At 68.6% G+C, this 12823-nt stretch carries 12 protein-coding genes and 1 pseudogene; 6 read left to right on the top strand and 7 right to left on the bottom strand.

Going from position 1 to position 12823, the window contains the following annotated elements:
* Positions 1-92: 92 nt before the first annotated feature.
* On the bottom strand, positions 93-1379 hold the full coding sequence (locus BJF87_RS01745; protein WP_006361000.1) for an adenylosuccinate synthase: 1287 nt from the start codon (positions 1377-1379) through the stop codon (positions 93-95).
* A gap of 91 nt (positions 1380-1470) precedes the next feature.
* On the opposite strand from BJF87_RS01745, the gene BJF87_RS01740 reads away from it, so the two are divergent.
* On the top strand, positions 1471-2127 hold the full coding sequence (locus tag BJF87_RS01740; protein WP_035754567.1) for a hypothetical protein: 657 nt from the start codon (positions 1471-1473) through the stop codon (positions 2125-2127).
* Between the two features lie 12 nt (positions 2128-2139).
* Here the strand turns inward: BJF87_RS01740 and BJF87_RS01735 are convergent, their stop codons facing one another.
* The 5 genes from BJF87_RS01735 to BJF87_RS01715 all read right to left on the bottom strand — a co-directional run bounded on the left by BJF87_RS01735 (position 2140) and on the right by BJF87_RS01715 (position 7079).
* A complete protein-coding gene (locus tag BJF87_RS01735; protein ID WP_075862541.1) occupies positions 2140-3543 on the bottom strand; it encodes an MFS transporter in 1404 nt (467 codons plus the stop codon).
* A gap of 108 nt (positions 3544-3651) precedes the next feature.
* Positions 3652-4479 (bottom strand): polysaccharide deacetylase family protein, encoded by an 828-nt coding sequence (locus BJF87_RS01730; protein ID WP_006360997.1) that lies wholly within the window; start codon positions 4477-4479, stop codon positions 3652-3654.
* 48 nt (positions 4480-4527) lie between these two features.
* Positions 4528-5439, bottom strand: coding sequence for a cation diffusion facilitator family transporter (locus BJF87_RS01725; RefSeq protein ID WP_040004414.1), 912 nt, complete (start codon positions 5437-5439; stop codon positions 4528-4530).
* 52 nt (positions 5440-5491) lie between these two features.
* A complete protein-coding gene (locus BJF87_RS01720) occupies positions 5492-6613 on the bottom strand; it encodes an aromatic acid exporter family protein (RefSeq protein WP_006360995.1) in 1122 nt (373 codons plus the stop codon).
* A gap of 19 nt (positions 6614-6632) precedes the next feature.
* Positions 6633-7079: a DUF3151 domain-containing protein gene (locus tag BJF87_RS01715; protein WP_006360994.1), complete on the bottom strand. Its 447-nt coding sequence runs from the start codon at positions 7077-7079 to the stop codon at positions 6633-6635.
* Between the two features lie 168 nt (positions 7080-7247).
* Between BJF87_RS01715 and BJF87_RS01710 the strand changes: the two genes are divergently transcribed.
* Together BJF87_RS01710 and BJF87_RS01705 are read left to right on the top strand one after the other, a co-directional pair.
* A complete protein-coding gene (locus tag BJF87_RS01710; protein WP_075862556.1) occupies positions 7248-9365 on the top strand; it encodes a hypothetical protein in 2118 nt (705 codons plus the stop codon).
* Entirely contained in the window at positions 9362-9682 is a 321-nt protein-coding gene (locus tag BJF87_RS01705; protein ID WP_006360992.1) for a hypothetical protein, read from the top strand. Before BJF87_RS01710 ends, BJF87_RS01705 begins: the two co-directional genes overlap by 4 nt.
* A gap of 129 nt (positions 9683-9811) precedes the next feature.
* Here the strand turns inward: BJF87_RS01705 and fbaA are convergent, their stop codons facing one another.
* Complete coding sequence (gene fbaA, locus BJF87_RS01700; RefSeq protein WP_006360991.1) at positions 9812-10849, bottom strand: class II fructose-bisphosphate aldolase; 1038 nt, start codon at positions 10847-10849, stop codon at positions 9812-9814.
* A gap of 186 nt (positions 10850-11035) precedes the next feature.
* Here fbaA and BJF87_RS26510 point away from each other — a divergent pair, with 186 nt between their 5' ends.
* The 3 genes and pseudogenes from BJF87_RS26510 to BJF87_RS01690 all read left to right on the top strand — a co-directional run bounded on the left by BJF87_RS26510 (position 11036) and on the right by BJF87_RS01690 (position 12822).
* Positions 11036-11197: a hypothetical protein gene (locus BJF87_RS26510; protein WP_262338836.1), complete on the top strand. Its 162-nt coding sequence runs from the start codon at positions 11036-11038 to the stop codon at positions 11195-11197.
* A pseudogene (locus tag BJF87_RS26505) lies at positions 11194-11760 on the top strand (DUF368 domain-containing protein); the annotation flags it as partial. The gene BJF87_RS26510 and the pseudogene BJF87_RS26505, both read left to right, overlap by 4 nt.
* Before the next feature lie 330 nt (positions 11761-12090).
* A complete protein-coding gene (locus tag BJF87_RS01690) occupies positions 12091-12822 on the top strand; it encodes a VTT domain-containing protein (RefSeq protein ID WP_035754555.1) in 732 nt (243 codons plus the stop codon).
* Position 12823 lies beyond the last annotated feature (1 nt).

Here is a 12823-nt window from a genome sequence, read left to right as displayed (position 1 = left end):
ACCTCAGGCAGCGGGCCTGGGTGCGTCGCGCTCTTTCCCATCAGGCAGAGGAGCTGGGTGCGTTGCGCTCTTTCGGATCAGGAAGCGACAGGTCAGACGATCGCGCGACGCACGATCGTCTGCTCGCGCCCCGGACCGACGCCGATACACGAGATGTGGGCGCCGGAGAGCTCTTCGAGCCGAAGGATGTAGTTCTGCGCGTTCGGCGGCAGTTCCTCGAAGGTCTTGCACTGGGAGATGTCCTCCCACCAGCCGGGCATCTCCTCATAGATGGGCTTGGCGTGGTGGAACCCGGTCTGGGTCATCGGCATGTCCTCGATGCGCTCGCCGTCCACCTCGTAGGCGACGCAGATCGGGATCGTGTCGATGCTGGACAGCACGTCGAGCTTGGTGAGGAAGTAGTCGGTGATGCCGTTGACGCGGGTGGCGTAGCGGGCGATCACGGCGTCGAACCAGCCGCAACGGCGCGCGCGGCCGGTGGTGACGCCGACCTCGCCGCCGGTCTTCGCCAGGTAGGCACCCCACTCGTCGAACAGCTCGGTCGGGAACGGGCCCGAGCCGACGCGCGTGGTGTAGGCCTTCAGGATGCCGAGGACCGTGGTGATCTTGTTGGGGCCGATGCCCGCGCCCACGGCGGCGCCGCCGGCGGTCGGGTTCGACGAGGTCACGTACGGGTAGGTGCCGTGGTCGACATCGAGCAGCGTGCCCTGCGAACCCTCGAGGAGCACGGTCTCGCCGCGCTCGAGGGCCTGGTTGAGAAGCAGGCGGGTGTCGGCGATGCGATGTTTGAAGCCTTCGGCCTGACCGAGGACCTCGTCGACGACCTGCGCCGGGTCGAGGGCCTTGCGGTTGTAGATCTTGACCAGGATCTGGTTCTTCAGCTCGAGGGCAGCCTCGACCTTCTGCGTGAGGATCTTCTCGTCGAGCACATCGGCGACGCGCACACCCACGCGGGCGATCTTGTCCTGGTAGCAGGGGCCGATGCCGCGACCCGTGGTGCCGATCTTCTTGTTGCCGAGGAAGCGCTCGGTGACCTTGTCGATGGCCACGTGGTACGGCATCAGGAGGTGGGCGTCGGCCGAGATCAGCAGACCGGTGGTGTCGACGTCGCGGTCCTCGAGTCCGCCGAGTTCGGTGAGCAGCACACCCGGGTCGACGACGACGCCGTTGCCGATCACGTTCTGCACGCCGGGGGTCAGGATGCCGGACGGGATGAGGTGCAGGGCGAAGGTCTCACCGGACGGGAGTACGACGGTGTGGCCGGCGTTGTTGCCGCCCTGATACCGCACAACCCAGTTGATCTGGCCGCCGAGCAGGTCGGTGGCCTTCCCTTTGCCCTCGTCGCCCCACTGGGCGCCGATAAGCACGATCGCGGCCATGATTCAGGTACTCCTTCGTGTGGCGCGCTTGAACTGATCAGAACAAACCTCACCAACACTACTGTGTTCACGCCCCCGATACCCTATCCGCGTGTCTTTCGCCCTGATCACCCAAGCCGGTCGCGCCGACGACAAGAAGGCGATCCGCGCCGCCGTGGCCGACGCCCTGTCCGATTCCGCCGTCACGCGCCTCATCGTCGAACCTCGTGTGGCCGAACGCTTCGCACCCACCCTCGCCGAGGAGGCCGACACCTTCCTGGATCAGGTGGTCGCCGCCCTCATGACCTCCGAGCGGCTCGACGTGGAAGTGGCGTACGTCTCGGCGGAGGCGACCGCGGCGACACGCCGATACCGCCTTCCGCATGGGCCGGCCGCGCGTGAGCTCGCCGAGAACGGCACCGCGAGTCCGGTTCCCCTCATCCGCGACGACGCCGCGACGGTCATCTTCGGCAGCGCGCGCCACCTCGGCGCCGAGGGCGCCAAGCTACACGGCGAGTCCTACGTCGACAGCGAACGGCTCTTCGATGGCGAAGTCCGTTCGGTGCTCATCGAACCCACGCTCGACGCCCCCGGCCTGCGCGCCCAGGTCGAGCGATTCCTGCTGCCGGGCAAGTGGTTCGCCGGCCGCGCGGTGCAGACCGGCGGCACCAACATCGTGGTCGAACGTGAGGGCGTGGTGAACGAACGCGTGCTGAAGCGGTCGACGTTCTACCGCCACGTCACCGATCTGCTACTCGTCCGCCCCTGAACGAAAACCCCGTCAGCCGACCGGGATCGGCGCCGGCGTCGGGGTGGTCTGGTTGCCGGCGGCCTCGATCTGGGCGTCCTTGCCGGTCGTCAGGTGCAGGTCTTCGCGACGGATGAGCGACGTCGCCACGACGCTGATGACCGCGGTGAGCGCGAGATAGCCGGCGGCCAGCCACGGCGACCCGGAGGCTGCACCGATCAGTGCGGTCAGGATCAGCGGGGTCAGGCCCGAGGCGTAGATGCCGGAGAACTGGTAGACCACCGACAAACCGGTGTAGCGGACCCGGGTCGGGTACAGACTCGCGAACAGCGTGCCCTGCGCGCCGTAGAAGAGGGCGTGGATCACGCCGAACACGATCACGAGCGCGACGGTGAACCAGACCAGGTTCTCGGTGCCGAACAGGGCGAACACCGGATAGACCGACAGCCCGTAGGCGGTCATGCCGGCGAGGTAGACCGGTTTGGCGCCGTACCGGTCGGTGAGCTTCCCGGAGACCGGGAGGAGCACCGCCATCACGAGCGAGGCGATGGTCACGGCCACCAGGACCGGGACCTTCTCCATGTCGAGTTCGCTGGTCGCGTAAGCGATCGCGAACACGCCCCACGTGTTGAACGCCGACCCCTCACCCCAGCGTGCGAGCAGCCCCAGCACGGTGTTGCGGGTGTTCGGCGGGAGCACGACCTCCCGGATCGGCGCCGTCGACTTCTGCGCGAGTTCGGCGACCTCGGCGAAGGCCGGCGTCTCGTCGACCTTGAGCCGCACCACGAATCCGATGACCACGAGCACGATGCTCACGAGGAAGGCGATGCGCCAGCCGTACGTCAGGAACGCGTCGTCGTCGAGCGCGACCTGGAGCAGGGCGAACACACCCGTGCCGAGGGCGAGACCGAGGGCGAGCCCGACCTGCGGGATGCTGCCGAACAGCCCCCGCTTGCGATCGGGACTGTGCTCGACCGCGAGCAGCACGGCCCCGGCCCACTCGCCGCCCAGCGCGAAGCCCTGCACGATGCGCAGCAGGAGAAGGAGGATCGGGGCGACGACCCCCACGGCCTCCGCGGTCGGCAGCACACCCATGAGCGCAGTCGCGATGCCCATCATGACCATCGTGATCGCGAGGGTCCTCTTGCGGCCGATCCGGTCGCCGATGTGCCCGAAGATCACGCCACCGATCGGCCGGACGACGAAGCCGACCGCGAAGGTCGCGAACGACAGCAGGGTCCCGACGAAGGAACTCTGGTCCGGGAAGAACAACTGGTTGAACACCAGGCTCGCGGCGGTCGCGTAGAGAAAGAAGTCGTACCACTCGACCGTGGTGCCGAGGAGACTCGCGGCCACGACCGTGCGGAGTCGCTTGCGGCGCTCGGCGTCGGTCTCGTGAGCCGTCGGGGACGCGGAGGTCTGCAGAGAAGAGGCCATGACCGGCCCCACGGTATCGGCGACCCACCGTGCCTCGTCGACTACGAATCAGCGTGAGCGAAAACCGCCGCCCACTTGCGCGCCGACGGCGTGTGCCGTTCCGCGGAATCAGGACGCGAAGTAGTCGTCGAGGGTCACCATGCGCAGCTTTCGCTGACGGATGATGTCGACGAGCTTCGGATAGACCTTGGTGACGGGATCGTGGTTGGCGTGGCCGATCACGACGGTCTGCGGCCGGAAGTACTTGCGCGCGCACTGCACGAGGTACTTCTCGGTGATGAGGCCGGAGTCCGACAGTGAGCCGTACCAGAGCGTCGGCATGGTGTAGCCGAGGTCGGCGGCCACCGCGTCGACCGACGCGTTGTGATAACCGAAGGGCGGCCGGTAGTACGGCGTGCCGTCGACGCCGTACTGGTTCTTCAGGAACCGCTTGGTCCGGCCGAGTTCGTCGGCGATGCCCTTCGCCGAGAGCTCGGTGAGCGCCGGATGCGTCCAGGTGTGATTGCCGAGCTGGATCTGCCCGGATTCGACGAGCGGCCGCAGTTCCGCGCGGTGGTCGGTCCAGCCGTCGAACGATCCGGTGACGAAGAAGGTGAAGCGAGCGCCGGTGTCCTGGGCGAACTTCACGTAGGCGCCGATGACGTCGGAGCTGGCACCGTCGTCGACCGTGAGGGCGATGTGCCTGCCCTTGCCCGGCAGACCGGTGATCGGTGCGGCGGGCAGCGGGCGGCGCGTGCCCACCGCCGGGGGCAGCAAACCTGCCGGTGACAGCGACGGCGCGATCGAAGTGGGCACTGACGGGGTGGTCGGTGTGGGCGGGGTCGAGGGCGTGATCTCGGCGGCCGGGACCGGCGAGGCGCACCCCGTCATAGTGCTCGCGGTCAGGGCCCCCACCGTGCCAGCCGCGAGTATCGCGAGGAAGTCGCGTCGTTCCATGCGGCGAATTTAAGGCATAACCGACATTTTCGGCTCATCGACGCGGGCTCACCACGTCATCTCGTCACGACATCGTCCCTGATCGTCGTTGTCCACCTGAACCGTGGCGTGCTCGAGCCCGTGGCGCGCCAGGATCGCCTGCGCGGCGGGCAGCACCTCGGAGTTGGGCCGGGTGCTGCCCAGGTGCACGGTGGCGACGTCCATGCCGGTGGTCAGCGTCCAGACGTGCAGGTCGTGGACATCGTCGACGGTGGGGATTCCGGCGAGATCGGAGCGCAGGGACTCGACGTCGATGTGCGCCGGCGCCTGTTGGTTGAGGATGCGCAGCGCGTCGATCGCGAGCCGGAGCGCACGCGGCACCACCCACAGGGCGATGAGGACCGCGACCACGATGTCGGCATAGCCCCAGCCGGTGGTCAGCGCGACGATGCCGGCGATCAGGACCCCGACGCTGCCGACGGCGTCGGCCAGGACCTCGAGGTAGGCGCCGCGGACGGCGATGGACTCTTTCGCGTCGGCACGGAGCAGGAGCATCACGACGAGGTTCACCGCCAGGCCCAGCAGCGCCACGATGATCAGCGTCAGCCCGGGGACCTGGGGATCGTTGCCGATTCGTTCGATGGCCTCGATCAGGACGAAGGCCGCGACCCCGATGAGCAGGACCGCATTGGCGACGGCCGTGAACACCTCGGCCCGATGCCAGCCGAAGCTACGGGCGTCGGTGGTGCGGCCGTGACGACCCAGCAGCAGCGCGATCAGGCCCATGATCAGTGCGACGACGTCGGTGAGCATGTGCCCCGCGTCGGCGATCAGCGCGAGCGAGTTGACCAGGATGCCGGTGACGAGCTCCACGACGAAGAATCCGCCGATGAGCGCGACCGCCAGCACCATCGGCCACAGCCGCCGCTCCCCCGCGACGCCTGTCCCGGGGGTGTGGGAATGCGAGTGTGAATGACCCATGATGGCGGTCAATATATGCAGAAGTCTGCATATGAGGCAACACCGGCGCGCGTCAGCTCCGCAGGGTCGCCAGCGCCGAGGAGCGCCGCAGCCCGGCGATCATCAGCAGGTCGACGAGGAGGGAGCGGATCTCCGCGAGCAACGCGGCCTCGGAGAGATCGCTGTTCGCGGCCAGCTCGATGCGCGCCTTGCGGACGATGGACCGGACGACGCGGGCCGCCTCCACCGGATCGGGATCGTCGCCGGGATCGGCCATCATCATCGCCCGCAGGACCTCGAAGGCGCCCCCGATGTCGTCGATGATGTCGATCAGCGCCGGTTGCACCGTCTCCCCGCGCTGGGTGATGGCGAGCGATCGCCGCGCGATGATCCGCAGGTTGCGGACCGCATTGTCGATGGGATCGGCCGTGGCGACCAGCCGGTCCAGGCGGGTTCGAGAACTCCAGTACAACGGGGAGATCCGGGTGACCTCTCTGCCCCCGGACATGTCGGCCCGCATCATGTTGATCGCCGACTGGGTACCGCGTGCGGATTCGAGCGCGGCGGCGATCGTCTCCGCATCTCCGCTACGCAAACCCGCGGCGACCGACCGCGCCGCATCACGAACCGTGACGAGTACCCCCGCGGCATCCTCGCGCGCCCGTGCCGCGGGATTCACGGGAAAGAGTGCGCCCACCAGGATTCCGACGAGCCCACCGATCAACGCGTCGATGGCCCGGTGGAATCCGGCGACGCCGCCGGGCGGCAGGAGTGTCGCGACCAGGACGGCCGACGACGCCGCCTGCATCGGGATCAGCGGGCCGTCGTCGAGCAGCACGGCGAGTGCCATCGCCAGCACGACCACCACGATGATCTGCCAGGCACCCTCTCCGACAGCACCGATGAAGAGATCGCCGACGAGGATGCCGATCGCGACACCGCCGACGAGTTCGACCGACCTGCGCCAGCGCCGCCCGAGGCCCAACCCGAGTGAGATCACCGCGGCGATCGGCGCGAAGAACGGGTCCGGGTGATCGAACACGTGCATCGCGATCCACCACGCGAGGCCCGCGGCGAGTGCGCACTGGACGATCGGAACCAGGGAGACCCGGAGTCGACGGAGGCGTCGTTTCAGCGCACCGGGCAGGGAGTCGTAGACCCTGCGCGGGAACGAGTCGCTCGCGGCTGCCGACATTCGACGAGTCGCGGGTCGGTCAGACCAGGCCGAGCTCGGTGGCCGCCCTGGGATCGCTGTCGTTGAGGAGGTCGAGGCAACGCAGGTGCTCGTCCTCTTCGCCGATCAGTTCCGCGGCCCGGGCAAGGGCACCGACGCATCGCAGGAATCCGCGGTTGGGTTCGTGGCTCCACGGAACGGGACCGAAGCCCTTCCATCCGTGACGACGCAGCTGGTCGAGCCCGCGGTGGTAGCCGGTCCGCGCGTAGGCGTAGGCGGCGATGACGGCACCGGTGTCGCCGGCCTCGCCGGCTGCGGTCGAGGCTGCGAGCGCCGCCTCGGCGAGATACGCCCAGGCGATGGAGGCGGTGGGATGGGCGGCCGCGACCTCGGCCGGGACGGCCCCGTTGAGCAGGTCCGACTCGGCGTCGTCGTCGCCGGTGAGCAGAACCGGCTGCGGGCCGAGGAGATCTCCGAAAGACGTCATGTACCCATTCAAGCATCGAGCCCGCTCCTGTGACCGCATCGACCGAACGCCGTAGTGCTGGACCTGCCGACGATTCGCTAGGGTGAATGGCGCAATCGGTCCTGTCGCCGAGCTACTCGGTGGCCGGACCGAAACCATGCGATGGGCAGAATGCGGGGTGATCAGTCGATGGCTCGATCCGACAAGCCGAGAGCTGCTGTCACCAAAGCACTTTCGACGCTGCGCCAGGCCCGGGACGAACGTCGCTCACGGCGGAGCGGCCGACCGGGCGCCGGCGCCGGGCCCGCTGCGTCCGCTCCTGGTGGCGCGGACGCGGGTCGGGAGCTCACCGGCCGATCCGACGCAGGCCCCGGCGACACACCGGGCACCGCCCCGTCGAGGCCACCCGCAACGAAATCCGGCCAGAATTCCCGATCTCGTCCGGACATCGCGGACATCACCCCGGATACTGTTCCGACCGGCGACGACGCCGAGAACCAGAGCACCAGCAGAGAGGGCCACGAGCCAGCCGTGGACGATCCCACCCAGAACGACACCGCCGAGAACAAAGCCGACGACGCGGCAGACACCGGCACCGACGCTTCTGATGCCCAGACCCCCGCGAAGAAGGCCTCGGCCAAGGCTCCGAAGCCGAAGGGCGGGCGCGGGATCGACGGTGCGACCCAGATCATCAGCCGGGACAACCTGCCGTCGCTGGAGGATCTCGAGGATCTGGACTCGATCGATCCCCTCGGCACCGACGCCGCGGACACTCCCGATGCCGACACATCCGACGCCGAAAAAACCCCGGCCGAGCCGGAGAGCAAGCCCGCCCGCCTGGGTCCGAGCGACTCCAAGACCACCGTGATCCGCCGCGAGGATCTCCCCGACCCGAGCGAACTCGAAGATCTCGACGACATCGACGCGACCTCTGCGGCGCCCGAGCCGGCTGAGGCAGATGCCGAGGCAGATGCCGAGGAAGCCACCGAGCCGGTGGCCGATGAGCCTTCGGCGCTGGACGAGGCCGCCGAGCCGGCGGATGCCGAGGAGCCGGGCACGGACTCGGACGCGGTCGAGTCGGACTCGGCTGACGCCGAGTCGGAAACCGCCGAAGCCGCCGAGCCCGACGTCACCGACGAGTCCGGCGCGGGCGCAGCTGCCGCCGCCGTCGCGGCGGGCGCCGTGGGTGCGTCAGCCGCCGGTGCTGCCGTGGCCGGCGACGACGACGAGACCACGGGCGAGGATGTCACCGACCAGGCCGGCGCGGAAGCCGAGTCCGAGGATTCCGTCGCCGACGGCGAGGCCGAATCCGCCCCTGCGGCAGGCGAGGCCGAGGACACCGACGCCGAAGCCGAACAGGCTGCCGAGCCCGCCGACGAGGCCGCCATCGCGACCGAGGAGCCCTCCGACGCCACTGACGGGGTCGAGGCAGAGGAACCCGAAGCGGAGCACGAGCCGACCGAACCCGAGGGTGCGGAGTCCGAGGGTGCGGAGTCCGGGGGCGCGGAGTCCGGGGGCGCCGAAGTCGAAGAGGCCGAGGCCGGAGACGCAGGCACCACCGCGACCGACGACGAGGCACCGGCCGCCGACGCCCCGACCGAGGCGATATCGCTGGCGAAGGGCGAGGACGACCCCGCGACGGCCACGCCGGAAAACGAGCCGGCCGACGACTCCGATGCCACCACGAAGGTGATCCCGGCAGCGGCCGCCGCCGGTGCAGCAGCCGCGGCCGGCGCGAAGGCTGCGACGCCGGATGAGCGCACCGACACCGTCCCCGAGCCCGCGGTCCCTGCGCCGTCGACCGGCGAGTGGACGACCACGACACAACAGCCGCAGGTCATCCCCGGCAGCAAGCCGACCAAGACCACCAAGAAGCGCGGCAAGGGCCCACTGATCGCCGTCGCCGCGATCCTCGTGGTGATCGCGGCGGTCATCGGCGGCATCTTCGCCTACCAGAACATGACGGCGACCCCGCCGGCCGACGAGGCCGCCGAGGTGGCGCTCGACTACACGACCGCGCTGTACGAGGGCGACCTCGAGACCCTGCGTTCGGTCACGTGTGGCGAGCTCCATGCCTTCTACGAGGACTTCGACGACGCCGCCTACCAGAAGACCTACGACGCACAGAAGGCACGCAACGAGCTCGTCCAGACCCAGGCGATCAACGCCGTCCGAGTGGTCGAGGGCGGCGAGCTGGCCGTGGTGGAGGTCGTCGCGGTACACACGAGTGCCCCGGACGCCCCCGAGACGGTGACGCTGAACCTGCAGCGCGAGGGTGATGACTGGAAGGTGTGCAACCCCACGTGACCGGCGGTCAGGGGTGGGGTCCCCCGTCGACCACACCCCCGCCGCCGCAGCATGTCCCGGATGCGGTCCGGTATGACGGCCCGCCGGAACAGCGGGATCGGCCGTCGGATGTCCCCGCCTATTTCACCCCTCGGCGCCCCACACCTCCGCCCGTGTCGAGCGGTCCGTCGCGGCGTATCCGGCCCACGCATCCCCGGAGCACCGGTGCACGCGCCGGCTCGGGGTCCGGTTCACGCACCGATCCCGCGGTCCTCGTCTCCGCGCTCGTGATGATCGCGCTGGCGGTGGCGGTGATGGTCGGTTTGCTCACCTCCTGACGCGCTGCGGCCGTTCACCTCCCCGGCGTGAGGTCACCGCCGGACGACCCCACGTCGAGTCCGACCAGGGCTCGAAAACAGTTCTGCCCGCACCCTCGCGGGGGTGCGGGCAGAACTTGTGTCAGACGATCAGGCGGTCAGCGACTTGCCGTTCGACTTGAGGTCGTTGCACGCCTCGACGACGCGCTCACTCATGCTGGCCTCGGCCTTCTTCGACCAGCTGCGCGGGTCGTAGACCTTCTTGTTGCCCACGTCGCCGTCGACCTTGAGGACGCCGTCGTAGTTGCCGAACATGTGGCCGGCGACCGGACGGGTGTAGGCGTACTGGGTGTCGGTGTCGACGTTCATCTTCACCACGCCGTAGCTGAGCGCCTCGTCGATCTCGCTCTTCAGCGAGCCCGAGCCGCCGTGGAAGACGAAGTCGAAGGGCTTGGCACCATCGGCCAGACCCAGCTTCTTGGCGGCGACCTCCTGGCCGGTGTTCAGCACGTCGGGACGCAGCTTGACGTTGCCCGGCTTGTAGACGCCGTGGACGTTGCCGAAGGTGGCGGCGAGCAGGTAGCGGTTGCCCGAGTCGCTGGCGCCCAGTGCCTCGATGGTCTTCTCGAAGTCCTCGGGGGTGGTGAACAGCTTGTCGTTGATCTCGTTCTCGACGCCGTCCTCTTCACCGCCGACCACGCCGATCTCGATCTCCAGGATGATGTTGGCCGCGCCCGCCTTGGCGAGGAGCTCCTTGGCGATCTCCAGGTTCTCGTCGAGCGGCACGGCACTGCCGTCCCACATGTGCGACTGGAACAGCGGGTTGCGGCCGGCGTCGACGCGCTCCTGCGAGATCTGCAGCAGCGGACGCACGTAGGTGTCCAGCTTGTCCTTGGGGCAGTGGTCGGTGTGCAGGCCGATGAGGACGTCGTACTTGGCGGCGACGACGTGTGCGAACTCGGCGAGTGCCACGGCACCGGTCACCATGTCCTTGACGCCCTGGCCCGAACCGAACTCGGCACCACCGGTCGAGAACTGGATGATGCCGTCACTGCCGGCGTCGGCGAAGCCCTTGATCGCGGCGTTGATGGTCGACGACGAGGTGCAGTTGATCGCGGGGAATGCGTAACCACCCTTCTTCGCCTTGTCGAACATCTCGGCGTACTGCTCCGGGGTTGCAATGGGCATCGACGAATCCTCCAGGGTGTTGATGTGCTCTGGTGTTCGGGTTCTCTCGCCCACGGTTGATGCGCCGTGGCGAGCAGCCGGACTTCCCGCGGCCGGACTTCCCTCAGTATGGCAGGTGCCACACCGGCCGGTGCGCCCACCATTCGGGCCCGGACCTGCACCGAGAGACATCGATAGGATCTCGGTGTGGCAGCCTCACGTTCTCCGGTCCGGTCCGACGACTCCCCGCCCGCTGACAACCCGTCCCCCCGACCGTCGGCGGTCACCGTGGCCTCAGATGTGGGCCGCGGTGCCCTCATCGGCGTGGCCGAGACCATCCCGGGAGTCTCCGGCGGCACCGTTGCCTGATCACCGGCATATACGACCGGCTCATCGCGACGGCGAAGGCGGCGACGACGTTCCCGGCACGTCGCCTGCGGGGCGTCCGATCCGACGATGCCAACCGGGTCGACTGGTGGCTAATGGTCCCGGTTCTGGCGGGAATGGCGATCGCGGTGTTCTCGATCGCCGGCGTGATGGAGGGATTCGTCACCGAGCAGCCGGTGCACTCCCGGGCTCTGTTCATCGGCATGATCGCGGTGTCGGTGGCCATCCCGTTCCAGGAGATCCCGCGCGGTACGTTCACGACCACCTCGTCGAAACTGTCCGCCGTCCTGACGTTCGTGATGATGGCCGTACTCGTGTTCGTGCTGACGTCGCTGCCGCGGTCCGAGGTGTCCGATCCGCCGCTCGTGGCGGTCTTCTTCGCGGCGTCGGTCGCGGTCTGCGCACTCGTCCTGCCGGGCGTCTCGGGTTCGTTCTTCTTGCTCGTGATCGGTCTCTACGCACCGACGCTGGCCGCCGTCGACGACCGCGACCTCATGTATCTGGGGGTTTTCGCCGCCGGCGCCGTCGTGGGCCTCGCCTCGTTCGTCCAGGCTCTCGAGTGGCTGCTGCGCACACACCACAGCCTGGCGATGGTCGGCGCCGCCGGCTGCTGCTGGGTTCGCTACGAGCCCTGTGGCCATGGCAGGACCCGGCGGACGGTGCGCCGATGCCCATCGGCGACGACTGGCCGGGGGCGTTGGGCATGTTCGTCCTGGGTGCCGCGATCGTCGGCGCGGTGGCGCTCGTCCAACGCAGACTCGGCTCGTCGAACGGCCGGCCCGCCGGGGCTGCGGGCTGATCGCTCCCGGGCGGCGCACCGACGCCGTTCCCGCGCGATTCCACCCTCCTCGCCCGCGCAGGTACTCTGGGTTCCCGTGATCGACTCAGCACTTGCCACCACGACCACCAACCTGGCTCTTCTGCCGGGATTCCTGGATCCGGTCAACCTCCTCAACTCGTTCGGCACCTGGATGCTGGCGGGTCTGCTCTTGGTGGTGTTCATCGAGTCGGGTCTGCTGTTCCCGCTGCTCCCGGGCGATTCCCTGCTGTTCACCGCGGGCCTGATCGTCGCCGCGAAGTCGGCCGACATCGAGCCGTTCGCGCCGCTGTGGGTGCTGCTGGTGACCATCCCGATCGCCGCATTCCTCGGTGACCAGGTCGGGTACTGGATCGGCAAGAAACTCGGGTACACGCTGTTCACACCGAACGCGAAGGTCCTCAAACAGGTCTACATCGACGAGGCCCACGAGTTCTTCGAGAAGCACGGCCCGGTCACGATCATCCTGGCCCGCTTCGTCCCGATCGTCCGTACCTACGCGCCGCTCGTCGCGGGCGCCGCCCGGATGCGGTACCCCGTCTTCCTGACCTACAACATCGTCGGCGCGGTGGCCTGGGGCGCGGGCGTGACCCTGCTCGGCTACTTCCTCGGACAGATCGCGTTCATCCGCGACAACGTCGACTACATCTTCCTGCTCATCGTCTTCGTGTCGGTGCTCCCGATCATCTCGGAGATCGGCAAGCGCATCCTGCGGGCTCGCAAGCGTCCCGTCGAGGAGGAGCCGCTGGCCCCCTCTAAGGATCCGGCCGCCACTCCCCCGGCCGAGTAGT

The organism is Gordonia sp. CNJ-863, from assembly GCF_001942325.1.
In the GTDB taxonomy this organism is placed as follows: Bacteria; Actinomycetota; Actinomycetes; order Mycobacteriales; family Mycobacteriaceae; genus Gordonia; species Gordonia alkanivorans.
The sequence above is the reverse complement of the archived record's forward strand: the minus strand, read 5'-3'. Positions and strand labels throughout refer to the sequence as shown.

Bases quoted from the DNA above. Each gene is read 5' to 3' on its own strand.
- BJF87_RS01745 (WP_006361000.1), bottom strand. From the start codon at position 1,379: ATGGCCGCGATCGTGCTTATCGGCGCCCAGTGGGGCGACGAGGGCAAA.
- BJF87_RS01735 (WP_075862541.1), bottom strand. From the start codon at position 3,543: ATGGCCTCTTCTCTGCAGACCTCCGCGTCCCCGACGGCTCACGAGACC.
- BJF87_RS01730 (WP_006360997.1), bottom strand. From the start codon at position 4,479: ATGGAACGACGCGACTTCCTCGCGATACTCGCGGCTGGCACGGTGGGG.
- BJF87_RS01725 (WP_040004414.1), bottom strand. From the start codon at position 5,439: ATGGGTCATTCACACTCGCATTCCCACACCCCCGGGACAGGCGTCGCG.
- BJF87_RS01720 (WP_006360995.1), bottom strand. From the start codon at position 6,613: ATGTCGGCAGCCGCGAGCGACTCGTTCCCGCGCAGGGTCTACGACTCC.
- BJF87_RS01715 (WP_006360994.1), bottom strand. From the start codon at position 7,079: ATGACGTCTTTCGGAGATCTCCTCGGCCCGCAGCCGGTTCTGCTCACC.
- BJF87_RS01710 (WP_075862556.1), top strand. From the start codon at position 7,248: ATGGCTCGATCCGACAAGCCGAGAGCTGCTGTCACCAAAGCACTTTCG.
- fbaA (WP_006360991.1), bottom strand. From the start codon at position 10,849: ATGCCCATTGCAACCCCGGAGCAGTACGCCGAGATGTTCGACAAGGCG.